The organism is Bradyrhizobium vignae (genome assembly GCF_900324035.1).
Lineage (GTDB): Bacteria > Pseudomonadota > Alphaproteobacteria > Rhizobiales > Xanthobacteraceae > Bradyrhizobium > Bradyrhizobium vignae.
In genome coordinates this window covers 589,237-612,680 of sequence record NZ_LS398110.1, presented here as the reverse complement: position 1 = coordinate 612,680, position 23,444 = coordinate 589,237, and the positions used below count along the sequence as shown (strand labels likewise).

General features: G+C 64.5%; 21 protein-coding genes and 2 pseudogenes. 17 read left to right on the top strand and 6 right to left on the bottom strand.

From position 1 onward, the window contains the following. Positions 1-17 precede the first annotated feature (17 nt). From cyoA to BRAD3257_RS02870, 7 genes are read left to right on the top strand one after another with little or no spacing between them, the layout of a single operon-like run. On the top strand, positions 18-1,178 hold the full coding sequence (gene cyoA, locus BRAD3257_RS02900) for a ubiquinol oxidase subunit II (protein ID WP_122400581.1): 1,161 nt from the start codon (positions 18-20) through the stop codon (positions 1,176-1,178). Positions 1,179-1,189: 11 nt separating this feature from the next. Then, the gene (gene cyoB, locus BRAD3257_RS02895) at positions 1,190-3,187 is read left to right on the top strand and encodes a cytochrome o ubiquinol oxidase subunit I (protein ID WP_122400580.1); all 1,998 of its coding nucleotides are present in this window, start codon (positions 1,190-1,192) and stop codon (positions 3,185-3,187) included. Then, positions 3,188-3,817 (top strand): cytochrome o ubiquinol oxidase subunit III, encoded by a 630-nt coding sequence (gene cyoC, locus BRAD3257_RS02890; RefSeq protein ID WP_122400579.1) that lies wholly within the window; start codon positions 3,188-3,190, stop codon positions 3,815-3,817. Next, complete coding sequence (gene cyoD, locus BRAD3257_RS02885; RefSeq protein ID WP_122400578.1) at positions 3,814-4,194, top strand: cytochrome o ubiquinol oxidase subunit IV; 381 nt, start codon at positions 3,814-3,816, stop codon at positions 4,192-4,194. Before cyoC ends, cyoD begins: the two co-directional genes overlap by 4 nt. A 13-nt stretch (positions 4,195-4,207) precedes the next feature. Beyond that, a complete protein-coding gene (locus tag BRAD3257_RS02880; protein ID WP_122400577.1) occupies positions 4,208-5,059 on the top strand; it encodes an SURF1 family protein in 852 nt (283 codons plus the stop codon). Beyond that, the gene (locus tag BRAD3257_RS02875) at positions 5,031-6,434 is read left to right on the top strand and encodes an ATP-binding protein (RefSeq protein WP_162500083.1); all 1,404 of its coding nucleotides are present in this window, start codon (positions 5,031-5,033) and stop codon (positions 6,432-6,434) included. The genes BRAD3257_RS02880 and BRAD3257_RS02875 overlap by 29 nt, the downstream gene beginning before the upstream one ends. Continuing rightward, positions 6,424-6,957 (top strand): response regulator transcription factor, encoded by a 534-nt coding sequence (locus BRAD3257_RS02870; RefSeq protein ID WP_122400575.1) that lies wholly within the window; start codon positions 6,424-6,426, stop codon positions 6,955-6,957. Before BRAD3257_RS02875 ends, BRAD3257_RS02870 begins: the two co-directional genes overlap by 11 nt. A 269-nt stretch (positions 6,958-7,226) precedes the next feature. Here the strand turns inward: BRAD3257_RS02870 and BRAD3257_RS02865 are convergent, their stop codons facing one another. From BRAD3257_RS02865 to BRAD3257_RS02840, 5 genes are all read right to left on the bottom strand, one after another. After that, positions 7,227-8,051, bottom strand: coding sequence for a CarD family transcriptional regulator (locus BRAD3257_RS02865; RefSeq protein WP_162500082.1), 825 nt, complete (start codon positions 8,049-8,051; stop codon positions 7,227-7,229). Positions 8,052-8,395: 344 nt separating this feature from the next. Then, the gene (fdxA, locus tag BRAD3257_RS02860) at positions 8,396-8,734 is read right to left on the bottom strand and encodes a ferredoxin FdxA (protein WP_063698041.1); all 339 of its coding nucleotides are present in this window, start codon (positions 8,732-8,734) and stop codon (positions 8,396-8,398) included. A 132-nt stretch (positions 8,735-8,866) separates the two neighbouring features. Then, positions 8,867-9,118, bottom strand: a complete 252-nt coding sequence (locus BRAD3257_RS02855; protein ID WP_122400573.1) for an RNA-binding S4 domain-containing protein — start codon at positions 9,116-9,118, stop codon at positions 8,867-8,869. Positions 9,119-9,140: 22 nt separating this feature from the next. Continuing rightward, positions 9,141-12,509 carry a helicase-related protein gene (locus BRAD3257_RS02850; RefSeq protein WP_122400572.1) on the bottom strand — a complete coding sequence of 1,123 codons (3,369 nt, stop codon included), beginning with the start codon at positions 12,507-12,509 and terminating at the stop codon, positions 9,141-9,143. Positions 12,510-13,311: 802 nt separating this feature from the next. Continuing rightward, positions 13,312-14,145 carry a DUF3108 domain-containing protein gene (locus BRAD3257_RS02840; RefSeq protein ID WP_174221625.1) on the bottom strand — a complete coding sequence of 278 codons (834 nt, stop codon included), beginning with the start codon at positions 14,143-14,145 and terminating at the stop codon, positions 13,312-13,314. Positions 14,146-14,667: 522 nt separating this feature from the next. On the opposite strand from BRAD3257_RS02840, the gene rpmB reads away from it, so the two are divergent. From rpmB to ftsZ, 8 genes and pseudogenes are all read left to right on the top strand, one after another. After that, a complete protein-coding gene (rpmB, locus tag BRAD3257_RS02835) occupies positions 14,668-14,976 on the top strand; it encodes a 50S ribosomal protein L28 (protein ID WP_122406340.1) in 309 nt (102 codons plus the stop codon). Between the two features lie 200 nt (positions 14,977-15,176). Continuing rightward, on the top strand, positions 15,177-15,998 hold the full coding sequence (locus tag BRAD3257_RS02830) for a hypothetical protein (protein WP_122400571.1): 822 nt from the start codon (positions 15,177-15,179) through the stop codon (positions 15,996-15,998). A 153-nt stretch (positions 15,999-16,151) separates the two neighbouring features. Continuing rightward, positions 16,152-16,292 (top strand): annotated as a pseudogene (locus BRAD3257_RS39575) (DUF2235 domain-containing protein); the annotation flags it as partial. A 42-nt stretch (positions 16,293-16,334) separates the two neighbouring features. Further along, positions 16,335-16,571, top strand: coding sequence for a hypothetical protein (locus BRAD3257_RS02825; protein WP_122400570.1), 237 nt, complete (start codon positions 16,335-16,337; stop codon positions 16,569-16,571). Then, on the top strand, positions 16,568-17,110 hold the full coding sequence (locus tag BRAD3257_RS02820; RefSeq protein WP_122400569.1) for a hypothetical protein: 543 nt from the start codon (positions 16,568-16,570) through the stop codon (positions 17,108-17,110). Before BRAD3257_RS02825 ends, BRAD3257_RS02820 begins: the two co-directional genes overlap by 4 nt. 128 nt (positions 17,111-17,238) lie before the next feature. Next, a pseudogene (locus tag BRAD3257_RS02815) lies at positions 17,239-17,429 on the top strand (phospholipase effector Tle1 domain-containing protein); the annotation flags it as partial. A 122-nt stretch (positions 17,430-17,551) separates the two neighbouring features. Beyond that, positions 17,552-18,061: a hypothetical protein gene (locus tag BRAD3257_RS02810; RefSeq protein ID WP_162500081.1), complete on the top strand. Its 510-nt coding sequence runs from the start codon at positions 17,552-17,554 to the stop codon at positions 18,059-18,061. 52 nt (positions 18,062-18,113) lie between these two features. Beyond that, a complete protein-coding gene (ftsZ, locus tag BRAD3257_RS02805; RefSeq protein ID WP_122400567.1) occupies positions 18,114-19,364 on the top strand; it encodes a cell division protein FtsZ in 1,251 nt (416 codons plus the stop codon). A gap of 234 nt (positions 19,365-19,598) precedes the next feature. Here ftsZ and BRAD3257_RS02800 read toward each other — a convergent pair whose 3' ends face one another. Beyond that, a complete protein-coding gene (locus tag BRAD3257_RS02800; protein ID WP_244607849.1) occupies positions 19,599-20,354 on the bottom strand; it encodes a hypothetical protein in 756 nt (251 codons plus the stop codon). Between the two features lie 86 nt (positions 20,355-20,440). On the opposite strand from BRAD3257_RS02800, the gene BRAD3257_RS02795 reads away from it, so the two are divergent. Both BRAD3257_RS02795 and BRAD3257_RS02790 read left to right on the top strand, forming a co-directional pair. Then, on the top strand, positions 20,441-21,784 hold the full coding sequence (locus BRAD3257_RS02795) for a T6SS phospholipase effector Tle1-like catalytic domain-containing protein (RefSeq protein ID WP_122400565.1): 1,344 nt from the start codon (positions 20,441-20,443) through the stop codon (positions 21,782-21,784). Positions 21,785-21,911: 127 nt separating this feature from the next. After that, positions 21,912-23,078 carry an IS110 family RNA-guided transposase gene (locus BRAD3257_RS02790; RefSeq protein WP_122406339.1) on the top strand — a complete coding sequence of 389 codons (1,167 nt, stop codon included), beginning with the start codon at positions 21,912-21,914 and terminating at the stop codon, positions 23,076-23,078. Positions 23,079-23,444: the final 366 nt, after the last annotated feature.

The following is a 23,444-nucleotide window of genomic DNA, read 5'->3' as shown; positions in this document are numbered from 1 at the left end:
TCTCAAAGGCTCGGCCCGTGTCTCGTCTCAAGATCCTGGCGCTACTACCTCTGGCTGCCGCACTCAGCGGCTGCGACTATGTCGTGCTGGCGCCAGCCGGCGACATCGCTGCCCAGCAGCGCGACCTCGTCATCATCTCCACCGTCCTGATGCTCCTGATCGTCCTTCCCGTGATGGCGCTGACGGTGCTGTTCGCCTGGCGCTATCGCCAATCCAACACGGCCGCTCGCTACGAGCCGGAATGGGACCACTCGACCAAGCTCGAGCTGGTGATCTGGTCGGCGCCGCTCTTGATCATCGTCTGCCTGGGCGCCCTGACCTGGATGGGTACGCATCTGCTCGACCCCTATCGCACCCTCGGCCGCATCCATGCCGACCGCGCCGTGGACCAGTCCAAAGCCCCGCTCGAGGTCGATGTCGTCGCGCTCGACTGGAAGTGGCTCTTCATCTATCCGGACTACGGCATCGCCACCGTCAACGAGCTCGCCGCGCCGGTTGATCGCCCGATCAACTTCCGCATCACCGCCTCCTCGGTGATGAACTCCTTCTACATCCCCGCGCTCGCCGGCCAGATCTATGCGATGCCGGGCATGGAGACCAAGCTCCATGCCGTCGTGAACCACGCCGGCACATATAAGGGTTTCTCGGCGAACTACAGCGGCGCCGGCTTCTCCGGTATGCACTTCAACTTCCAGGGCCTCGACGACAAGGGCTTTGATGCCTGGATCGCCAGCGCCAAGTCCGCCGGCGGATCGCTCGGCCGGGCCGAATATCTCCAGTTGGAGAAGCCCAGCCAGAACGAGCCGGTGCGGCGCTGGGGCAGCGTCGATGCCGATCTCTACCGCCTGATCCTCAACATGTGCGTCGAGACCGGCAAGATGTGCCAGAGCGAGATGATGGCCATCGACGCCAAGGGCGGCAACGGCCATGAGGGCCTGAACAACACCCTGCCGCTCACCTACGACAAGTATGCCCGGCGCGGCACGGTGCTCGGACCGGAGCCGACCTTCGTCGCCGGCACCTGCACACCGGATGCGCCGCAAGGCCAGACCACCGCGTCGATCAAGGCGCCCACCGACACAATGCCGCTCATCGGCGCCGGCCTGAAGCGGCCGTCGTTCACGCCGCTGAAGTCCTCGTCCTTCTTCCTCGGACAGCGTCCGAAGTCAGACTCCTAAAGAGAACGCGCATGTCTCCTGATCTTCTCAAGCTCATCTTCGGCCGGCTCGGTTTCGAGTCACTGCCGCTGCACGAGCCGATCGTCGTCGGCACTTTCGTGGTGGTCGCCCTCGGCGGCGCCGCGCTGCTTGGCGGCCTCACCTATTTCCGTCTCTGGGGCTATCTCTGGCGCGAATGGTTCACCACGGTGGACCACAAGCGCATCGGCATCATGTACATGATCCTCGGTATCGTGATGCTGCTGCGCGGCTTCGCCGACGCACTGATGATGCGCGGCCAGCAGATGCTCGCCTTTGGCGGCTCGGAAGGCTACCTCAATGCCCATCACTACGACCAGGTCTTCACCGCCCACGGCGTGATCATGATCTTCTTCGTGGCGATGCCACTGGTCACCGGCCTGATGAACTACGTGGTGCCGCTCCAGATCGGCGCACGCGACGTGTCGTTCCCGTTCCTGAACAATTTCAGCTTCTGGATGACGCTCGGCGGTGCGGTGCTGGTGATGGCCTCGCTGTTCATCGGCGAATTCGCCCGCACCGGCTGGCTGGCTTATCCGCCGCTCTCGAACATCGGCTACAGTCCCGATGTCGGCGTCGACTACTACATCTGGGCACTGCAGGTCGCCGGCGTCGGAACGACATTATCCGGCATCAACCTGATCTGTACCATCGTCAAGCTGCGCTGCCCCGGCATGACCATGATGAAGATGCCGGTGTTCACCTGGACCTCGCTCTGCACCAACGTGCTGATCGTCGCCTCCTTCCCGGTCCTGACCGTCGTGCTCGCGCTGCTGTCGCTCGATCGCTACGTCGGCACCAACTTCTTCACGAACGATTTCGGCGGCAGCCCGATGATGTACGTGAACCTGATCTGGATCTGGGGCCACCCCGAAGTCTACATCCTGGTTCTCCCGGCGTTCGGCATCTTCTCGGAGGTCACCTCGACCTTCTCGGGCAAGCGGCTGTTCGGCTACACCTCGATGGTCTACGCCACGGTCGTCATCACCATCCTGTCGTACCTGGTGTGGCTGCACCACTTCTTCACGATGGGCTCCGGAGCCAGCGTCAATTCGTTCTTCGGCATCACCACGATGATCATCTCGATCCCGACGGGCGCGAAGATGTTCAACTGGCTGTTCACGATGTACCGCGGCCGCATCCGCTACGAATTGCCGATGATGTGGACGATCGCCTTCATGCTGACCTTCGTGATCGGCGGCATGACCGGCGTGCTGCTCGCGGTGCCGCCGGCCGACTTCGTGCTGCACAACAGCCTGTTCCTGATCGCGCACTTCCACAACGTGATCATCGGCGGCGTGGTGTTCGGCGCCTTCGCCGGCATCAACTACTGGTTCCCGAAGGCGTTCGGCTTCAAGCTCGATCCGTTCTGGGGCAAGATGTCGTTCTGGTTCTGGGTCACCGGCTTCTACCTGGCCTTCATGCCCCTCTACGTGCTCGGCCTGATGGGCGTGACCCGCCGCCTGCGCGTGTTCGACGATCCCAGCTTGCAGATCTGGTTCGTCATCGCCGCGATCGGGGCGCTCTTCGTCTTCATCGGCATCCTCTCGATGCTGATGCAGTTCGCAGTGAGCCTGCTCAAGCGCGAGCAGCTCAAGGACGTCACCGGCGATCCCTGGGACGCGCGCACGCTGGAATGGGCGACGTCCTCGCCGCCGCCGGACTACAACTTCGCCTTCACCCCCGTCGTGCACGACAATGACGCGTGGTGGGACATGAAGAAGCGCGGCTACCAGCGTCCGCTCACCGGGTTCAAGCCGATCCGCATGCCTGCGAGCACCGGCACCGGCATCATCCTCGCCGGCTTCGCCACCGCGATGGGTTTCGGCCTGATCTGGTACATGTGGTGGCTGGCGGCCGTGAGCTTCGTTGCGATGCTCGCCGTCGGTATCGGTCACACCTTCAACTACCACCGCGACTTCGACATTCCGGCTGAAGACGTCATCCGGACCGAGGACGCGCGCACCAAACTGCTCGCCGGAGCCAAGTAAATGACTGTCTCTGTAAATCCCTCGCAAACCGGCGAGCCGCTGTTCTATCTCGCCAACGAACATCCCCATCCGGAAGGCTACAGCACCTCGCTCGGCTTCTGGATCTACCTGATGAGCGACTGCCTCATCTTCGCGATCCTGTTCGCCACCTTCGGCGTGCTCGGCGGCAACTACGCCGCCGGGCCGGCGCCGAAGGACCTGTTCGACCTGAACCTGGTCGCGGTGAACACGTCCATGCTGCTGCTGTCGTCGATCACCTACGGCTTTGCCATGCTGACGATGCAGCAAAATAAGATCGCCCAGACCCAGATGTGGCTGGCGATCACCGGCCTGTTCGGCGCCGCTTTCATCGGCATCGAGCTCACCGAGTTCGCCCACATGATCCACGAGGGCGCCACGCCGCAGCGCAGCGCCTTCCTGTCCGCCTTCTTCACCCTGGTCGGCACCCACGGCCTGCACGTCACCTGCGGCCTGATCTGGCTGGTGACGCTGATGGTACAGGTGCAAAAGTTCGGCCTGATCGAGGCCAACCGCCGCCGTCTGATGTGCCTGTCGATGTTCTGGCATTTCCTCGACGTGGTCTGGATCGGCGTCTTCACCTTCGTCTATCTCCTGGGAGTTCTGCGATGAGCACCGATACCCACGCCGCCCATGCGGACGACCATCACCATGGCGATGGCCACGCCCATGGCACGTTCTCGAGCTACATGCTCGGCTTCGTGCTCTCGGTGGTGCTCACCGCGATCCCGTTCTGGCTGGTGATGAGCGGTACGCTGCCGAGCAAGCAGATCACCGCGCTGGTGATCATGGCCTTCGCGGTCGTGCAGATCGTGGTGCACATGATCTACTTCCTGCACATGAACACGACATCGGAGAACGGCTGGAGCATGATGGCGCTGATCTTCACCATCGTCATGGTGGTGATCGCACTGTCCGGTTCGCTGTGGGTGATGGGCCACCTCAACAGCAACATGATGCCGGTCCACCAGATGACGGGAATGAATTGAGCGAGGCTCCAGATTGAGCAAGGCTCGGACCGTGACGCGCAGGACAGGAGGGACGCACAGCGAGGCTGTGCGCGCCCCCTCGCCGTGGCTCACGGTCCTCTCGCTTGCCGCCTTTGTACTTCTGATCGCGCTCGGCGTCTGGCAGATCGAGCGACGGGCCTGGAAGCTGGCTCTGATCGACCGCGTCGAGCAGCGCGTCCACGCTCCGGCCCAACCGATCCCCTCGCCCGCTTCATGGCCCGCCATCAGCGCAGCAAACGACGAATACCGGCACGTCAGCGTCAGCGGCCGCTTCCTGCATGACCGCGAGACGCTGGTTCAGGCCGTCACCGAGGAAGGCCCGGGCTATTGGGTGCTGACGCCGCTCGAGCGCGATGATGGCACGCTGGTGCTGATCAACCGCGGCTTCGTGCCGTCCGAGCGGCGCGACGTATCGACGCGCAGGGGCGGCAATCCCGATGGTCAGGTCGAGATCACCGGCCTGCTCCGCGTGACGGAGCCGAAGGGCGGTTTTCTCCGGAACAACGTGCCCCAGCACAACCGCTGGTATTCGCGGGACGTGGCCGCCATCGCGGCGGCACGCGGTCTTCATGACGTCGCGCCCTTCTTCGTGGATGCCGACGCCGGATCACAAGTTCCCGCCGGTCCAATCGGCGGATTGACCGTGATCCGCTTTCCCAATAACCACCTGATCTACGCGCTGACGTGGTTTGCCCTGGCTTTCATGCTGGCCGGCAGGTTTTTCGTCACATTCGGCGGCGGGCTGTTCCGGCGCAAGCGCTTCGTCCAGGAACCGGCTGGCGGCTTGGATGCCGCCGCCCGCAGGACGGGATCAGATGCTGGAACGATCGTCGAGCCGACCTGACGACGGGAAAACGCTTCCCCAAACGCTTGCCCATGGCGGCGGGCCCGTCACGCTGCAATCGCAGGCGGACGCGCGCAGCGAGCTGATCGGCCCGGCTCCCACCGACGACGAGACCAATCGCAAGAACATGGCGCTGCTGATCCAGCTGCGCTGGACCGCGGTGGTCGGCCAGATCGTGACCATCGGTGCCGTGCATTTCGGCCTCGGCATTCGCCTGCCGCTGGAGCGGATGGGCGCGGTGATCGGCGCGCTGGTGCTGCTCAACGTCTCCAGCCTGGTCTGGGTGCGCCATCGCGCCGCGATCACCAATAACGAGCTGCTGGTCGCCTTGATGCTGGACGTCGCTGCGCTGACCGCACAGCTCTATCTCTCCGGCGGCGCCACCAATCCCTTCACCTCGCTGTTCCTGCTCCAGGTGACGCTCGGCGCAGTGCTGCTCGATGCCCGCTCGACCTGGTCGTTGGTCGCGCTGACCTGCGCGAGCTTCATCTGGCTGACATTGGCCTACCGGCCGCTCGATCTGCCGCCGAACCCGATCAGTGAGACCTACAGTCTCACAGTTACCGGCATGCTCCTGGGCTTCGTGCTCAATGCCGTTCTGCTGGTGGTGTTCGTCACCCGCATCAACCGGAATCTGCGCGAGCGCGACGCGCATCTTGCGGCGCTGCGCCAGCATGCCGCCGAGCAGGACCACATCGTGCGCATGGGCCTGCTCGCCTCCGGCGCCGCACATGAGCTCGGCACACCGCTCGCTTCGCTCTCGGTGATCCTCAGCGACTGGCGCCGCATGCCGGATCTCGCCGCAGATCAAGAGCTGGCCGAGGATCTCGCGGAGATGGAGACTTCGCTGCAGCGCTGCAAATCGATCGTGACCGGCATCCTGGTGTCGGCGGGCGAAGCGCGCGGCGAAGGCTCCTCGCCGACGACGGTGACCGCCTTCGTCACCGCGCTGGTCGACGAATGGCGCAACGCGCGCTCGGCCCGCACGCTCTATTTCGTCAACACGTTCGGCGAGGACGTCGCGATCGTCTCCGACGTCGCGCTGAAGCAGGTGATCTTCAACGTGCTCGACAATGCCTATGAGGTCTCGCGCGACTGGGTCGAGCTCGTGGCCGAGCGCGAAGGCGACAATCTCGTGCTGTCAATCTCCGACCGCGGCCCGGGCTTTGCGCCGGAGATGCTGGCGCAGCTCGGCAAGCCCTATCAGTCGAGCAAGGGGCGCGCCGGCGGCGGGCTCGGCCTGTTCCTGGTGGTGAACGTCGTACGCAAGCTGGGAGGCAGCGTGACCGCCGAGAACCACAGGAAGCGCGGCGCCACCGTGCGCTTGACGCTGCCGCTCGCAACGCTCGCGATCGGAGGGAATTTTGACGCCTGACCGTTCACTCATCGTCGTCGAGGACGATTCCGGCTTCGCGCGCACGCTGAAGCGCTCGTTCGAGCGCCGCGGCTACGAGGTCGTGGTGGCCGACTCGATCGAGGAGATGCGGAAGGTGCTGGAGGAGCGTACTTTCGGCCATGCCGTGGTCGACCTCAAGCTCGGCGGCGCCTCGGGCCTCGCCTGCGTCGAGCTCTTGCACACGCATGATCCGGACATGCTGATCGTGGTGCTGACCGGATTTGCCAGCATCTCCACCGCCGTCGAGGCGATCAAGCTGGGCGCCTGCCACTATTTGGCAAAGCCGTCGAACACCGACGACATCGAAGCCGCCTTCCACAAGGCCGAAGGCAACGCCGAGGTCGCGCTCGATGCACGGCCGACCTCGATCAAGACGCTGGAATGGGAGCGCATCCACCAGACCCTGATCGAGACGGAGTTCAACATCTCGGAGGCGGCCCGCCGGCTGGGCATGCACCGGCGGACGCTGGCAAGGAAGCTCGAAAAGCGGCCGGTGAAGTAGCGTCGCGCGTCGTTTGATGAATGCTCTCTCCTCTCGTCGTCCCGGCGAAGGCCGGGAGCCATACCGCGGAATCTATCGTTGCGATCGGTAGGAGTGCCGAACAACCAATCTTCGCCGAACTTCTCCCTGGGATATGGGTCCCGGCCTCTGGCGGGACGACACCGAATTTGTTGAGGCGACGTTCGCGAAGACCCGTCATCACTTCACGCCCCAAATAAAAAGCCCGGCCGAGCGGCCGGGCTTTTGAACTCTTGCAATCGGCGTGGCGCTTACGCGGCCTCGTCGGCGACGGTGGTGTCGTCGCCATCGGTATCGTCGGTATCGCCCTCGGCGTCCGTATCGGCTTCGCCGTCGGCGGCTTCCGCCTTGGCGCTGGCGCGGCGCGGGCTCTTGGCGAGCTGAGCCTCGATCTCCTTGACCGCTTCGGTCTCGGTCGAGTGCTGCACCACCGCGATCTCACGGGAGAGACGGTCGAGCGCCGCTTCATAGAGCTGGCGTTCCGAATACGACTGCTCCGGCTGCGACTCCGAGCGATAGAGGTCGCGCACAACTTCCGCGATCGCGACGATGTCACCCGAATTGATCTTCGCTTCGTATTCCTGGGCGCGGCGCGACCACATCGTGCGCTTGACGCGCGCACGGCCCTTGAGTGTCTCCAGCGCCTTCTTGACCAGGGCCGGATCGGACAGCTTGCGCATGCCGACATTGGCGACCTTGGCGGTCGGCACGCGCAGCGTCATCTTGTCCTTGATGAAGTTGATGACGAACAGCTCGAGCTTGGCACCGGCGATCTCCTGCTCCTCGATGGCCAGGATCTGGCCGACGCCGTGAGCGGGATAGACGACGAATTCGTTGGCCTTGAAGCCCTGACGCTGGGTCACGACCTTCTTTTCCTCGACCTTCGGCGCAGCAGCGGGCTTGGCAGCCGGCTTGGCGGCGGCGGGAGCCTTGGCAGGCGCAGCAGCAACAGGGGCCTTCGGCGCGGGCTTGGCAGCGGGAGCCTTGGCAGTCACTGGCTTGGCAATCACAGGCTTGGCAGCAGCAGGCTTGGCAGCGGTCGCTTTCGCGGCCGGTTTGGCAGTCTTGTTAGGCATTGCGCTTCTTTTGTTCTTCGAGGACTTTGCAGCCGGCGCCTTCGTCGCGGTCCGACCCTTGGATGCGCTACGGCTGGCCGCGGCGACTTTTTTGGCCTCCTTATGGGAAGCCCTCGCTGAAGTACTCTTTTTACGCGTTTTCTGTGACACAGCCTGCGCGCGGAAACTGCCACGCCCCTGTTCGACATTTGGTTTCACGGGAACCCAGAGGGGCCAACGGGGCTGACGGGGTTCGGCTTAATGTGCCCAATATAGCACATTTCCCGCAAAAATCAATGATTTAGGGGTCTTGAGGGCTGGTTTTCGGCGGCAGCGCCGCTATTAGGGTTAAGTTTGGGCGCGAATTAGTCTCCCGAGCCGGGGTTCGGAGAAAAATATTTCTCGAACTTGCCTTCCATGCCGTCGAATTCCTTGGCGTCGGCCGGTGATTCTTTCTTCTGGGTGATGTTGGGCCAGCTCTTGGCGTATTCGGCGTTGACCTCGAGCCACTTTTCCAGGCCCGGTTCCGTGTCCGGCTTGATGGCGTCGGCGGGGCATTCCGGCTCGCACACACCGCAATCGATGCACTCGTCGGGGTGAATGACGAGCATGTTGTCACCCTCGTAGAAGCAGTCGACCGGGCAGACCTCGACGCAGTCGGTGTACTTGCACTTGATGCAGTTTTCAGTGACGACGTAAGTCATCCAACGCTCCGAAAAGCTCTTTCAAAAGTCGCGGCTTGCCTAGCGCGGATGGCCCGGCGCCGCAAGGTCGGGAAGGCCCGATCATGACGGCTTTGTGTGTTTGATCGACCAAGAAATGAATAACAAGCGCAATTAATTGCGCGTCCCGAGCTCCTCGTAGAGCACCCGAGCCGAGGCGGCATCGCCGCGGCGTTCGTTGAAGGCGATCACCTTCAGAACGCGCACGGTGCGATCGAGCGCGATGGTGAGCACGTCGCCGGCCTTGATCGCATGCCCCGGCGATGTCTCGCGCGTGCCGTTGACGCGAACATGGCCGGTGACGACCAGCTCAGCGGCGGAGGTGCGCGCCTTCACCACACGGGCGTGCCACAGCCATTTGTCGATGCGCTGGCGCTCGGTCGTGGGGCTACTCCTTCCGCCCCGACAGCTGCTCCTTCAGCGCGGCGAGCTTGGCGAAGGGCGAATTCGGATCAATGGGACGATCGCGCTCGCGCGGACTGGCGCTCGAAGCGTAGGGACGCAGCGAGGGGCCGGACTCACGATCGCGACGATCGCGCCCCTTGTCGCGGTCGCGGCCACGATGCTCGCGGCCGCCATCGCGATCGCCTGGCTTGCCCTTGCCGCGATCACGCTCCTTGCCTTCGAAGCGGCGGTTGTTGTCGCTGCGCTGCTCGCGGCGATCGCCACCTTCTTCGCGGCCCTTGCGGAAATCCTTCCGATGTCCGCCGTGGCGATGGCTCGGCTTCGCGCCTTCAGCAGCTTCACCGGGTGCAGCGCCAGCTTCGGCAGCCGCCTGCGGACGCGGCTGATGGTGGTGGCGCTGGTGGCGATGGCGCTCGTGGCGCGGCTTGCGATCCTCGTGACGGCCGGCCGGGCGCCAGACCTCGACGAGCGCGGGTTCTGTGGGCGCGGCCGCCCCCTCAGGCGCGGCAGCGTCGGGCGATGCGGCAGCTTCCGTCGCGGCCGTCTCGGCAGCAGCGGCTTCGAGGCCGGCAGCCTCGGTGAACGCCGCAGCTTCCTCGGCGGGCGGCACAATGCCGGGGGCGTCCTCGGGCGTGACGGGCGCTTCTGGTGACGCTTCGAGCGCCGGCTCCTCATGGACGGGCTCGTCGTGCGGCTCCATGCCGGGCGCGTCTTCGACCGTGACGGATTCGGCCGCGGCTTCGGTGGATGCAGCCGGCTCCACCGGCAGGCCGGCGACGGCCTCCGCCGCGGTCTCGGTCGAGGTCTCCGCGCTGCCCTCGGCGGGCGGTGTCTCGGCCGCAACCGTCTCGACGGCGACAGGCTTCTGTGGCAACGGCGGACGCTTCTCCATGCGATAGCCGAGTGCGCGCAGCACGGAGGCGAAGTCTTCGCCGGCCGAGCCCGTGAGCGAGGTCATCGCCTGCGTCACCACGAAGCTGCGGCCGTCGAACGCGCCGGCGGGCTTTTCGCCGGGCGAATTCTCGCGCCAGGCCAGCGCCGGGCGGATCAGATCGGCCAGCCGCTCCAGGATATCGACGCGCACGGCGCGCTCGCCGGCCTGCTTGTAGCCGAGCACGCGATAGGCATCGCGCGGCAGCTGCTTGTCGACCGGGAACGAGGTGCGCCCCGACGATGCCAGATGCTGCGCGCCCGACAACGCGGAGAGATCGACATTGTCCTGCTTCAGCGCCCAGAGCAGCGCGGCGAGCGCACGCGCGGCGGGCTTGAGCAGGCCGGGGAAATAGATGTGGTAGGCGCCGAAGCGGACGCCGTATTTCCGCAAGACGGCGCGCCAGGGTTGATCGAGATCCTTCAGCTCGCTCGCAATCTTCGGACGCTCGAGCACGCCGAGCGCCTCGACCAGCTGATAGGCGATGCCGCGGGCAATGCCGGTGACGTCCTCGGCCTTGGACAGCTCGAACATCGGCCCGAGCAGCTTTTCGATATGGGTCTTGAGCCAGAGCTCGAGCCGCGCCTGCACCTTGTCGCGCGGGCCGCCGGTCAGGCGCTCGTCGGAGATGATGCGGATGCGCGGATGCAGCGCGTCGTCTGCGGCGGCGAGGCGCGCCACGGCATCGCCGGTCCAGCGGATGATGCCTTCGGAGGTGAGCACGAACTGCTCGTCCGGCGCATTGCCGAGCTTCTCGGCGCGCGCATTGATCTCGCCGGCGAGCACGGCTTGCGCTGCGGCCTGCAAGGCTTTCGCATCGGAGCCGGCCTCCGCCGCATCCGGTGCAAAGGTGAAGCCGTCGAGGCGGCCGATGACATGGCCTTCGACGATGACTTCGCCGGTCTTGCCGATTTCAGTATTCAAGCTCGTGTTCTCCCGCAGGCGGCGCATCAATACACTGGTCCGACGATCAACGAAACGCTCAGTCAAGCGTTCATGGAGCGCATCCGATAATTTATTTTCGACCTCCCGCGTGATCCCCTGCCAGCGTTCGGGGTCTCTCAGCCAGTCCGGGCGGTTGGCGACGAAGGTCCAGGTGCGGATCTGGGCGATTCGGGCCGACAACGTGTCGATGTCGCCGTCGATGCGGTCGGCCTGGGTGACCTGGGCCTCGAACCAGGAATCGGGAATGCAGCCCTTCTGCATCAGGAAGCCATACAGCGTCGTCACCAGCTCGGCATGGGCGGCCGGCGACAGCTTGCGGTAATCGGGGACCTGGCAGACGTCCCAGAGGCGCTCCACCGCCGCCTTGCCATGCGCGATATCGCGCACCTCGCCGTCACGGGCGGCATGGTCGAGCACGCGCATGTCCTCGGCGATCGGCGCGCGCGTCAAGGTCTCGTGGCCGGGGGCGAGATTCAGCGACACCTGCAGGGCGCCGAGCGAAGAGAAATCCAGCCTGGAGTTGCGCCATTGCAGCACCTTCACCGCATCGAAGGTGTGGTTCTGCAGCGCGTTGACGAGCTCGGGCTCGAACGGCGCGCAGCGGCCCGTGGTGCCGAAGGTGCCGTTGCGGGTGGCGCGACCGGCGCGGCCGGCTACTTGCGCGAATTCGGCCGGCGTCAGACGGCGGAACTGGTAACCATCGAACTTGCGGTCGGAGGCGAAGGCGACGTGGTCGACGTCGAGATTGAGGCCCATGCCGACGGCATCGGTGGCGACGAGATAATCGACATCGCCGTTCTGAAACATCGCCACCTGCGCATTGCGTGTGCGCGGCGAGAGCGAGCCCAGCACCACGGCGGCGCCGCCGTGCTGGCGGCGGATCAGCTCGGCGATGGCGTAGACTTCATCCGCCGAGAACGCGACGATGGCGGTGCGGCGCGGCTGGCGCGTGATCTTGCGGTCGCCGGCGAATTCGAGGCTGGACAGGCGCGGCCGCGTGATCATGGAGACGCCCGGCAGCAGCCGCTCGATGATCGGGCGCATGGTGGCGGCCCCTAGCAGCAGCGTCTCGTCGCGGCCGCGGCGGTTGAGCAGCCGATCGGTGAAGACGTGGCCGCGTTCGAGATCGGCGGCGATCTGGACCTCGTCGACGGCGAGGAAGGAGACGTCGATATCGCGCGGCATCGCCTCGACGGTCGACACCCAATAGCGTGGGTTCTTCGGCTTGATCTTCTCCTCGCCGGTGACGAGCGCGACGCTGGCCGCGCCGGCGCGATCGGCGATCTTGTTGTAGACCTCGCGCGCGAGCAGGCGCAGCGGCAGGCCGATCATGCCGGAGGGATGCGCGAGCATCCGCTCGATGGCGAGATGGGTCTTGCCGGTGTTGGTCGGTCCGAGCACCGCAGTGACGCCCGCGCCAGGCACTCGATCGGAAAGTGCGCGCTCGGAGGCAAAGGGGGAGGAAGAAAAAGCCATGTCTGAGGGATTAGGTAGTGGCGATTTGGGCGAATGTCAGTGCTGGATGAGGCGGTGAGGGGGCTGGGCCCTGTCAGCCACGTCTCCGAACGCTACGCGGCGACCACGCACTCCGCTGTCATGCCCCGTGCAGCCTTTGCTGAAGCTTCGGCAGGCCGAGCCCCCCAGTGGGCCCCGGCGTAGCCTAGGCGGAGCCGGGACCGGGGCATCCAGTACGCCGCGGCCTCTCGGCTCGACCACAACGGCCGCGGCGTACTGGATCGCCCCGTCAAGCCGGGCGACGACACCGTGGGTGTGGGAACGCTCTCCCCAAATCCCGCGCAACTGTCTCACTTTGCGACGCTTTTCCCGTTGGCTTTAATCTTCGGAACGACTCTAGAACGAATCGCGGCCGAATCGCTGACTCCCCTGTGAGTCCTGTTCCGTTCACGCAACATGTCGCGGGACTCGTATTGGTTGCGCACTAGATGGAGTTTTGCGCGGCGGCACAAGCGATCGGGTTCGTTAAAGCTGGGGACGGCGCCGAGTCGAATCAGAATCGGGGTGGAGTCAAATGGATTCGCGGATCCGGGGCGCCAAACAAAAACTGCGAAAACAACCCCATGCACAGTAGGTAAGTGATTGAAATATCACAACTTCTTTTTACCCTCTCCTGGAGGGGGAGGGTCGGCTCACATGGTGCACTGCGGAATGTGAGACGGGGTGGGGTGATCTCTCCCCACGGGCACCGTTCGGGCGGAGAGATCACCCCACCCGCTCGCGCTGCGCGCGATCGACCCTCCCCCTCCAGGGGAGGGTAAGGTCACTGCGTCTTCGCGACCCGCGGGGGCTGGGGAGAGGTGACGAAGCTGGTGGCTTCCAGCATGGCCGGCCCGAGCGGCGTCGGCACTTTCAGCCAGAACGGGACCAGGATGCGCGTGCCCGCCACCGGCGCAAACGCGATCTCGATGTTGCGCTGGGCGGCGAGGTATTTGATCACGGGGCGATCGGGGATGTAGCCGGCCACAGGCACGAAATAGAGCGCGCAGACCACGACCGGGCCCCGGTACCCCTTCTCCGCCTTCACGGTCTCCATGCGCTTGAAATCGAGCTTGAGATCGTAGCGCATGCGGCCGTCGAACACGGGCGCGGCGTTGTGGCAGGCCTCGGGCGCCACGGGATCGCCGGTGCCGGGCACGCGCAGGAGCGAGGCCGTCATGGGGTCCCAGACGCCACGGCGATGCGCCTCGGTGACGACGATGCGGTCGGGATCGACCGGCGGCTCCGGCAGGATGGCAAAGTCCTTCACATTGCCCTTGTCGAGGGTGATGCGGATCTCTTCGGTCTTCTTCTGGGTGGTGGTGGAGGCCTGGTAGCCGGTCGCCACCAGCGCGCCATTGACGATGCGCCCCTGGCTGGCGCCGGTGCCGGACCCGCCCGTGAACGACTTCAGCAGCCCCGTGGTGCCGCCGGAGGCCGCCGCCGAGAACACGTCGTCCTGGATATCGATGTTCCAGGCGCCCTTGCCGACGGGAATGCCCGATAGCGTCGCCTCATATTGCGCCTCGAGCTTGCCTTGCGCGGCGGCCGGCGCCACGCCCCACGCCAGGACCAGGGCCAAGACCAGCGCGCAAAAGACAGCCAGCCAGCCGGCCAGGCCTGGGCGGACCGGGCGCAGGTCTCGCGCAAAATGAGGCGTTGTAGTCACGAAACAATCCAATCGGAGCGCGATGCGCTGTTACTTAAGCCAAAAACGGCGGCAAACAATGTGGGGGCGTCTCGCCCTGGGAACTCCACCTGAGTCTTCGGCGGCGAATACGCCCTTTATGTGATGGTAAGGTGCGACAATCATTGCCGTTTTGGTGATCGGAAGGTAACCGCGGGCTCCCTTGCCTCTCGCGCTTGCGCGAGAGGTCGCGCGAAGCGCGGGTGAGCGCTTTCTCCTCTGGGGGGACACCATCCGTCATGACGTCTGGCCTCGCAGAGGAGAGAGCCCTCCCCCGCGCGCGGGGGAGGGGGCGCACCACCCGGGCGGCCGAATCCGCGCCCAAAACCTTGACGTCCCGCCCCTTCCCCCCTATACGTCCGCCCGCTCCCTGCAAGGACAGAGAATTTGCCCCCGTGGCGCCCAAAAATGGCGGCCGCAGATCGTTGGGGGTTCACGGATAAGGATTTTGCCATGTCTCGCCGCTGCGAACTGACGGCCAAGGGCCCCCTCGTCGGCCACAAGGTCAGCCACTCCAACATCAAGACCAAGCGCCGCTTCCTGCCGAACCTCGTCAACGTGACGTTCATGTCGGAAGCCCTGGGCCGCAACGTGCGCCTGCGCGTCTCCACCAACGCGGTCAAGAGCGTCGACCACAATGGCGGCCTCGATGCCTTCCTGCTCAAGGCCAACCCCGACGCGCTCTCCCCGCGCGCGGTCGAGCTGAAGCGCGCCATCCAGAAGAAGGTCGGTGACGCGCAGCCGGCGAAGCAGGCGAGCTGAGATTTTCGGAAATTGGGCGGGGGCTAAGTTGCGTCGCGTGGCGTAGGCTTAGCCAGTTGAGTTTGAGTAGCGGCCGGATCGGGAGATCCGGCCGTTTTTTGTTTGTGGGGGCATGCCTCATTATTCCTCTGCCTATCTTGCCCTGACTCGATTGCCCGCTATGATCGCAGAAAGCGATTATTCAACTTGGGGGTAATCTGTTGGGGCTCAGCATCAGCCAGCTGCGGGCTATAGCGCAGCAGCGCGATAGATATCAAACGCAACTGTCTCGCCTAAAAGCAGCAGGCAAACAGACGTCGTGCATCGAGGCGGCCGTTACCAGCGCTTGCGAGACCCTTAGCAGCAAGACAACATCGTTCGTGATCTACGGTGAGCCGCAGAGCGGCAAGACCGAGATGATGATCTGCTTGACCGCGAAGCTCCTGGATGATGGGCATCGAGTTGTGGTGCACCTTCTGAACGACAGCGTACAGCTTCTCCAACAAAACCTAGATCGCTTTCAACGGTCAAAGCTTTCACCTGCAGCTCGCAACTTCTCGGAGGTTATCGACCCAGAGTATTCCCTATCGACAGGGTATACGGTCAGTGAGTTGGGCAACATTCGCACCGAAAGCGTAGGCACAGAATGCGGCGATCAAGATGCACGCGAGAATGAAGGCATTCGAAAGATTATTTCAGAATTGCGGCTAACACCTAAGCTTTCTGCTCGTCACGAAGGAGTACTGGCGCATTATATCGACGATATGATGCGAGCCGTGAGCGAGGCCGCGCGTGTTCTTTCGCCGGGCGGGAAGGCCGTCTACGTTGTCGGTGAAAATACTGTTCGGGGCACGTTCATTCCGAACGCCAAGATTGTAGCCGCGGTGGCCGAAAGGTCGGGGCTCAGCACTGACCGAAGGCGTGCACGAACCCTTCCGGCTAACCGACGCTATCTTCCTCCTCCTCCGGCTAAGCACCTCACTGCCGACTCGTTGGACACAAGGATGCGCCGAGAAGTTATCCTATCCTTCTCTAAGGGTTAGAGCGGTACGGCCTTGCGGTAAACCACCGTTACCAGCGGTGCTTGCCGAGCATCGAAAGCGTGTTCATCTGATTGGAAAGCAGCGTTCATTCGGTCGCCTTTGGCGTTCGCTTTCCGCTATACTCGCCCCGGTAGCATCATCCGGAGGCACATCATGGAGCTCGCGCACACCGAGCCCAGACCCGAGCCGACAAGTCTCATAGCTGGCTATGACGGCACCAGGAACGAGATCAGCGAGAACATCTGCAACGTCCTGAAGCTCTATCGTTGCCTGCCCACGACGCCGCGGCCCGCATGTTGACATCTGTTAACACTCACTCTATCATCTGTCACCAACATGGCTGATCGGCCGCGGCATCCGCACAAGGAGATCGAGGCTGTCGTCGCCGATGCCGAACGGAAGGGCTGGCGCTGGCGCAAGATGGGGCATTGGGGACGTCTGTTCTGCCCGCATGCCGGCCGCGACGGCTGCCAGATCGGCGTGAACGGGACACCGAAGAACCCGGAAGACCACGCCCGGCAAGTGATGCGGGCCATCGCGCGCTGCCCGCACGGAATGGAGGACGGCTCGTGAAGAAGTTCGAGTTCAGCATCGTCGCATCCGGCCTCGATCCCGAGGCCGAGGATTTCGAGCAACGCTTCTACGATGCCGGCTGCGACGATGCGGCCATTGCGTTCCAGAAGGGCCACATCATCGTCGACTTCACGCGCGAGGCGAAATCCATCAGCGAGGCCATCGTCACGGCGGTGCGCAACGTGCAGGCCGCCGGCGCTCATGTCGATCGCGTCGAGCCCGACCCGCTCGTCAGCCTCTCCGACATCGCCGCGCGAAGCGGAATGACGCGCGCGGCGATGACGCAATATTCCAAGGGGCAGCGCAGCCGGGGTTTCCCGGCGCCGGTCGCCCGCGTGACGTCCGACAGCCCGCTCTGGGATTGGGCCACGGTGGCAAAATGGCTGTTTCAGCACGACAAGCTCAGCCGCGACGATGCGATCGCGGCGGCCGCCGTGCGGGCAGCCAACGAAGCGATCAGATCGCGCGCAACGCGGCTGGAAGAGACCCTCAAGGGAAGCCTGACGGCCTACGAGAAGGAGCTCGACCGGGCGGCGTGAGCGGGGCCGGCCGGGTCGCGCATGCGATCGCCCCGGCATAAATGCTTCGGCGCGGCGTCGATCGTCACGGCTTCTTCTCGCATTTTCCGCTATACTCGCCCCGGTAGCATCACCCGCAGGCGCATCCCATGGAGCACGCAGGCAACACCGACCACAAGCCCGGCGGCAAAAACCTCGTCATCTGGTGTGACGGGACCGGCAACGAGATCAGCGAGAACATCTCCAACGTCCTGAAGCTCTATCGCCGCCTGCGCAAGTCGGACAAGACGAAGCCGCGGCAGATGGGCTCTCTCCGATCCCGGGGATCGGCACGGTGACGCTATCCGTAAACACCCCCCTCGCATGTTAACCGTCCATTAACCAACGCACCCTAGCCTGCGGTAATCGTCCAGCCATCATTAGCTCGAAATGCCTTCCCGGTTCGCTCCAGGAGAAGCGCCGATGTGCGTTGAGTTGTTGACGTATGCCGATCTCGGTGCCCGCCTCGATATCTCGCGCGAGGCCGCGCGGTCGCTGGCGAGACGTCGCCGGCTGCCACGCTTGCGCTCGGGCGACGGCAAAGCCCTGGTGAGCGTTGATCTCGCCACGCTCCGGTACACGCCCCGCCCACGAAAGGACCGCCGGGCAGATCCCGTCGATGCCTCCATGGCAAAGATCGAGGCCATCAAGATCGGGGCCTTCAAGGCGGAGATCGCGCGGCTCGAAGAAGTCGCGACCGCCTACAGGGCCGTGTTCGAGCGCGAGCGGGACCGCGCCGATCGCCTCGCCGTCGAGCTGCAGCAGGCGATCGCCGAGACCACGGCAGCCAATGCGTGGGCGGCACGACTGGACGACGAAGTGACGGCGCTGCGGACCGATCGCCGGGGCGGCTCGATCGCGGGACACGCCGCGCGTCGATTGGGACATCTTGCCGCCGCCATCGTCAAAGCAGACCGCGCGGCTTGCAGGTAGCACTCGAGACTTTCTTTAACCCCCGGCTTGCCGGAGCAATCGCGAGGGAAGAATGACTGGCAATACCGATATCCATGAAATGAAGGCCCGCATCGTCGTCTTCGGCGTCGGCGGCGCCGGCGGCAATGCCGTCAACAACATGATCACGGCCGGACTGCAAGGGGTCGAGTTCGTGGTCGCCAACACGGACGCGCAGGCGCTGGCGATGTCGAAGGCGAAGCGCCTCATCCAGCTCGGCACAAGGGTGACCGCAGGCCTCGGCGCCGGCTCGCAGCCGGAACTGGGACGCGCCGCAGCCGAAGAGGCGATCGACACGATCCGCGAGCAATTGAACGGTGCGCACATGGTGTTCGTGACGGCCGGCATGGGCGGCGGCACCGGCACCGGGGCTGCACCCATCGTCGCCAGGATCGCGCGCGAACTCGGCATCCTCACCATCGGCGTGGTCACCAAGCCGTTCTACTTCGAGGGCCAGCGCCGCATGCGCTTTGCCGAAGCCGGCATCGAGGAGCTGCTGAAGACGGTCGACACCCTCTTGATCATCCCGAACCAGAACCTGTTCCGGGTGGCCAGCGAGAAGACCACGTTCGCCGATGCCTTCGCCCTTGCCGACCAGGTGCTTTATTCGGGCGTGGCCTGCATCAGCGACCTCATCGTCAAGGAAGGCCTGATCAATCTCGATTTTGCCGACGTCCTCTCCGTCATGAAGGAGAAGGGCAAGGCCATGATGGGACGGGGCGAGGCTTCCGGCGAGAAGCGCGTGCTGGCCGCCGCCGTGGCCGCGATCTCCAATCCGCTGATCGAGAATCCCTCGATCAAGCGTGCCAGTGGCCTCATCATCTCCATCACCGGCGGCAAGGATCTGATGCTGTACGAGGTCGACGAAGCCGCGACCCGCATTCGCGACGAGGCCGACCCGGACGCCAACATCATCGTCGGTGCGTCGTTCGACGAAAGCCTCGAAGGCATCGTCCGCGTCTCGGTGGTGGCGACCGGAATCGATAATCTCGATCCGGCGCAGGCGCTACCGGTGGAAACCGCCCTCACCCAGCTCGCCGGCAGGCTGCGCAACGACGGCCGTCGCATCGCCGATCGCATCGAGCGCAGTGCCCCCCTTCCGCAAGCGGGAAGCCCGCCGCTCCGCCCGCACCACCCCGTGGGGCCACCGGCAAGGCCGGGCCTGGACTATGCGCGGCAGGCGGCGCTTCAGCCGCTCGATCCTTACGGCCGCGCCCCTGCGCGCAATGCGCCCGACGAGGCCGTTCTCGATATCCCGGCCTTCCTGCGCCGCGCCGCCAACTGAGGGGTGGCGAAGGAGGTGCGCTCCCTCTCCCGCGAGCGGGAGAGGTTCGAACGAGCCCGCGGCCAGTCGATTCGACTTGAAGCCATTCCGCTTTGGGCTAGTCCAGGGTGCGATGAGATCAGGTTCGGCCGCCCGGTTCACCCTCTCCCAGCAGGGAGAGGTGGTCTAATTCTCAACGCGCTCCGAACGTCAGATATGCAGACGAGCTTTTGAGCTGCACAGCGTGCCGATGCGTCACGCCGCCGTGCTGCGCGGGCTCTCGGCGGTGTCCTTCCTGTCCGTCTCCTTGTCGCGGGACAGCCACGCCGGAAAACGAAGCAGGCGTTCGTTGGTGTCTTTCGGCAGCTCGATGGGCGGGGCTTCAATGGCCGAACTCGGCAGGTCCAGCGCTGCGTGTCCGGTTCGCACCGCATCCGCGCGCTGATCCAGTTCGCGGAGCAGGGGATCGAGCACGCTGTCGATCTCGGTCGCCACCGATACCAGGAAACTATTGAGCTCGCGCGCCTCGGGCACAACCGCCGCAGCCTGCTCGATCGCCCTCGAGAGACCATCGACGACAGGCGCAAACGCGCCGGCGGCTTGCTTGATTCGCGTCCTGATCGCTTCGACCTCGCTCAAGACGCGCTCACGCTCACGCCTTTTCTTTTCCTCCGAAAGACGGGCTTCAATTTCGGCGATCTGGGCCGCCAGAGCCGTGGCTTCGGATGCGAGCGCATCTCGTCTTCCGCGCGCGCGATCGAGATCGCGGCTGAGATTGTCCACTAAGTCGTCCTTTCCGAACATGGCTTTGCTCCGTAGGACAGGCGCTTTGCCCTGTAGGACGGCCTTGGCGCGAACAGCCAGCCTCGCCACCGACCGGATGGCCGGATCGGCCGAAACAGGCATCAACCTCGGTCGCGTCACATGGGCCGACATGGTGATCCCCCCATCGTCAACATTAGGCAACCGCATGGTTAACAACAGGTTAATGTCAACAGACGATGTGGCCATGGGGCTGGGTGCCGGCGACGTTGCCTCCCCGCTGTCATCCATTTCCGCTATACTCGCCCCGGTAGCATCACCCGGAGGCGCATCCCATGGAGCACGCAGCCAGCACCGACCACAAGCCCACCGGCAAGAACCTCGTCATCTGCTGTGACGGGACCGGCAACGAGATTTCGGAGAACATCTCCAACGTCCTGAAGCTCTATCGCTGCCTGCGCAAGACGGACAAGACGTCGCCGCGGCAGCTGGTGTTTTACGATCCCGGGGTCGGCACGGTGACGCAGCCGACGACGTGGCACCGCTGGAAGGCCAATATCAACCTGGTGCTGGGGCTCGCCACCGGCTATGGGCTCGATGACAACGTGCTCTCGGCCTATTGCTTCCTGGTTCAGCATTACGCGCCGGGCGACAAGATCTGCCTGTTCGGGTTTTCGCGCGGGGCCTACACGGTTCGGGTGCTGGCGGGGCTGATCCACAAGATCGGGCTGATCTCGCCGGAGCAGGCGAACCTCGCTGGGAGCGGGCTCGTCGCCTACAAGCAATATTCCGGCACCGGGCGCGGCAACGATATCGAGGATCTCAAGGATATCGCGACCGACGAGAGCGGGCCGCTGCCGAAGGATACCTTCGACCTCGCCGCCCAATTCGCGCGCATCACCTCGACGCGCTGGCCGACCATCCACTTCATCGGCGTCTGGGACACGGTGGCGAGCGTGATCGTGCCGCGGCGCGACAATTTCTTCTTCCTGTTCAGCCTGGAGGAGCTCGCCTTCACGCTGCGCAACCCGAGCGTCAAGATCTTCCGGCAGGCGATCGCGATCGACGAGCGGCGCTGCATGTTCCGCCTGAAGCAGTATGAAGAGCCGCAGGAGTTCTGGAGCAACCGCTACGTACCCGACGAGAAGAAAGTGCCGCAGGACATCCTGCAGGTGTGGTTTGCCGGCGTGCATTGCGACGTCGGCGGCGGCTATCCGGAAGCGGAGAGCGGGCAATCCAAATATCCGCTGCTCTGGATGATCGCGGAGGCCGAGAAGGCCGGGCTGAAGTTCAACCCGCGCACGGTGAACCAGCTCGCCTGGGGAGTCCCTCGCAAGAACTCGCCGTTCAAATACGTGGAGCCCGCTTACACCGGGAAGACGGGCGAGTTGCACAATTCGATGACGGCCGCCTGGCGCGTGCTGGAGTACGTGCCGAAGCGTGCGACGTACAAGGAATGGCCGGAGCGGAAGGTCTATTTCGGCTTCTACATCCCCGATTGCGAGCCGCGCGTCATCCCCGAAGGCGCGCATGTGCATGAGAGCGTGTTGAAGCGAATGGCGGTGGAGCCGGGGTATCGGCCGGTGAACCTGCCGAAGGACTACGTGACGGTGCCGATGCCGGTGGAGCCGGGGGTGGACGTGGCGGCGGATGGGATGGAGGAGGGCGTGACGGGGTGAGGTGGCGGCGACCTCTCCGCCCGTCATTGCGAGGAGCCCTTGCGACGAAGATTCCATGGGGAGTGGATAGCGACCAGGTCTGAGGCCAGACTGAGGGTTGCTGAATCCATTCAACCTGGAGACGACGATGTTGCTCGATCATCCTTCCGACGGACTGGCCGCTATCCGCACGCAGTTTGGCGCAATTTTTGTGTCATTGGAACTGAGCCGTTCGACATGGCTGGTCACTTCGCTGTCGCCCTGCAAGGGCGAGAAGATGTCCAAACGCAGCATGAAGGCCGGCGACCTTTCGGAACTGTTGAAGCTGTTTGCGGAGCTGAAGCGCAAGGCGCAGGCGCGAACGGGTGAGAGCTATCCGCTCATCACGATCCAGGAGGCGGGGCTGGACGGGTTCTGGCTTCACCGCGCCCTGCAGCAGGAAGGCATCGAGAGCCACGTAGTCGATCCGGCCTCGATTGCGACGCCGCGCCGGCGCCGGCGGGCCAAGACGGACCGGCTGGATGGCGAGACGCTGTTGCGGACGCTGCTGGCCTACAAGCGCGGCGAGGTACGGGTCTGCGCCATGGTCGTTGCGCCCTCTCCGGCAGAGGAGGACCGCCGTAGGCTGTGCCGCGAGCGAGAGACCTTGATCGCGGAGCGGATCGAGCATGTGAACCGGATCAAGGGTCTTCTGTTCGCGCAAGGGATCTTCGACTACGCGCCGCTGCGGCGAGACCGGCGGAAGCGGCTGGAGGCCTTGCGGACGGGCGACGGGCGCGCCTTGCTGGCGCATCTGAAGGCGCAGATCAGCCGCGAACTCGACCGGCTCGAACTGCTGCTCGACCAGATCACGGCGGTGGAGCGCGAGCAGGATGCGTTGCTGGCCGCGAGCAAGGCGGCGGGGGAGAAGACCGTATCGAACCCGGTGGCAATGCTGCTCGAACTGAAGAGCCTGGGCCCGAACTTCACGGCCGTTCTCTGGTCGGAGGCCTTTTACCGGCAGTTCGCCAACCGCCGCCAGATTGCATCCTATGCCGGCCTTGCAGCCACGCCATGGCGCAGTGGCGGCATCGAGCGCGAGCAAGGCGTGTCGAAGGCTGGCAATCCGCGCCTGAGAACCACGATGATCCAGCTCGCCTGGCTCTGGGTACGCCACCAGCCTCAATCGGCTTTGACCCAGTGGTTCAAGGTGCACAGCCAACGCGGCCGCAAGCGCGCGATCGTGGCGCTCGCGCGCAAGCTGCTCGTGGCCCTCTGGAAGTACGTGACCGCGGGCGTGGTGATCGAGGGAGCCGAGATAAAGGCCGCCGCCTGACACCACGCTCCTCAGCCTCAAAGCCAATCCGCCGAGATTGATCAGCCTCGGCCGATCCGGGTGGACGAACCGATGGATTGCATGGCTTCAAACGCCGTAACGAAGAATGGTCTCGTCCTCTCGAGCCTGCCCGCCGCAAGCGGAATGTTGGTGCAGCCGCCGCCGCGCGGCGACCGAATGTGAGTTTGATCTGGCAAGCAAACCAGATTGCAAAAACCGGCTCGACCCTTGGATCGCCTGACGAAAAGGAGTTATCCGCCCGCTGCCCCGACTGCCAAAGCCTGATGGCGTGCTCGCTCGAGTCAAGGCCAAGTCGCTTCGCGACGGCCCTACGGGCCGACCTTGACTCGATCTGCGCTCGCCATC

Excerpts from the sequence above, each read along its gene's own strand:
- BRAD3257_RS02825 (WP_122400570.1), top strand. The coding sequence starts at position 16,335 with ATGGCTGATCGGCCGCGGCATCCGCACAAGGAGATCGAGGCTGTCGTC.
- cyoD (WP_122400578.1), top strand. The coding sequence starts at position 3,814 with ATGAGCACCGATACCCACGCCGCCCATGCGGACGACCATCACCATGGC.
- cyoB (WP_122400580.1), top strand. The coding sequence starts at position 1,190 with ATGTCTCCTGATCTTCTCAAGCTCATCTTCGGCCGGCTCGGTTTCGAG.
- BRAD3257_RS02865 (WP_162500082.1), bottom strand. The coding sequence starts at position 8,051 with ATGCCTAACAAGACTGCCAAACCGGCCGCGAAAGCGACCGCTGCCAAG.
- BRAD3257_RS02790 (WP_122406339.1), top strand. The coding sequence starts at position 21,912 with ATGTTGCTCGATCATCCTTCCGACGGACTGGCCGCTATCCGCACGCAG.
- BRAD3257_RS02800 (WP_244607849.1), bottom strand. The coding sequence starts at position 20,354 with ATGGCCACATCGTCTGTTGACATTAACCTGTTGTTAACCATGCGGTTG.
- BRAD3257_RS02875 (WP_162500083.1), top strand. The coding sequence starts at position 5,031 with ATGCTGGAACGATCGTCGAGCCGACCTGACGACGGGAAAACGCTTCCC.
- ftsZ (WP_122400567.1), top strand. The coding sequence starts at position 18,114 with ATGACTGGCAATACCGATATCCATGAAATGAAGGCCCGCATCGTCGTC.
- fdxA (WP_063698041.1), bottom strand. The coding sequence starts at position 8,734 with ATGACTTACGTCGTCACTGAAAACTGCATCAAGTGCAAGTACACCGAC.
- rpmB (WP_122406340.1), top strand. The coding sequence starts at position 14,668 with ATGTCTCGCCGCTGCGAACTGACGGCCAAGGGCCCCCTCGTCGGCCAC.
- BRAD3257_RS02795 (WP_122400565.1), top strand. The coding sequence starts at position 20,441 with ATGGAGCACGCAGCCAGCACCGACCACAAGCCCACCGGCAAGAACCTC.
- BRAD3257_RS02850 (WP_122400572.1), bottom strand. The coding sequence starts at position 12,509 with ATGGCTTTTTCTTCCTCCCCCTTTGCCTCCGAGCGCGCACTTTCCGAT.
- BRAD3257_RS02810 (WP_162500081.1), top strand. The coding sequence starts at position 17,552 with ATGTGCGTTGAGTTGTTGACGTATGCCGATCTCGGTGCCCGCCTCGAT.
- cyoC (WP_122400579.1), top strand. The coding sequence starts at position 3,188 with ATGACTGTCTCTGTAAATCCCTCGCAAACCGGCGAGCCGCTGTTCTAT.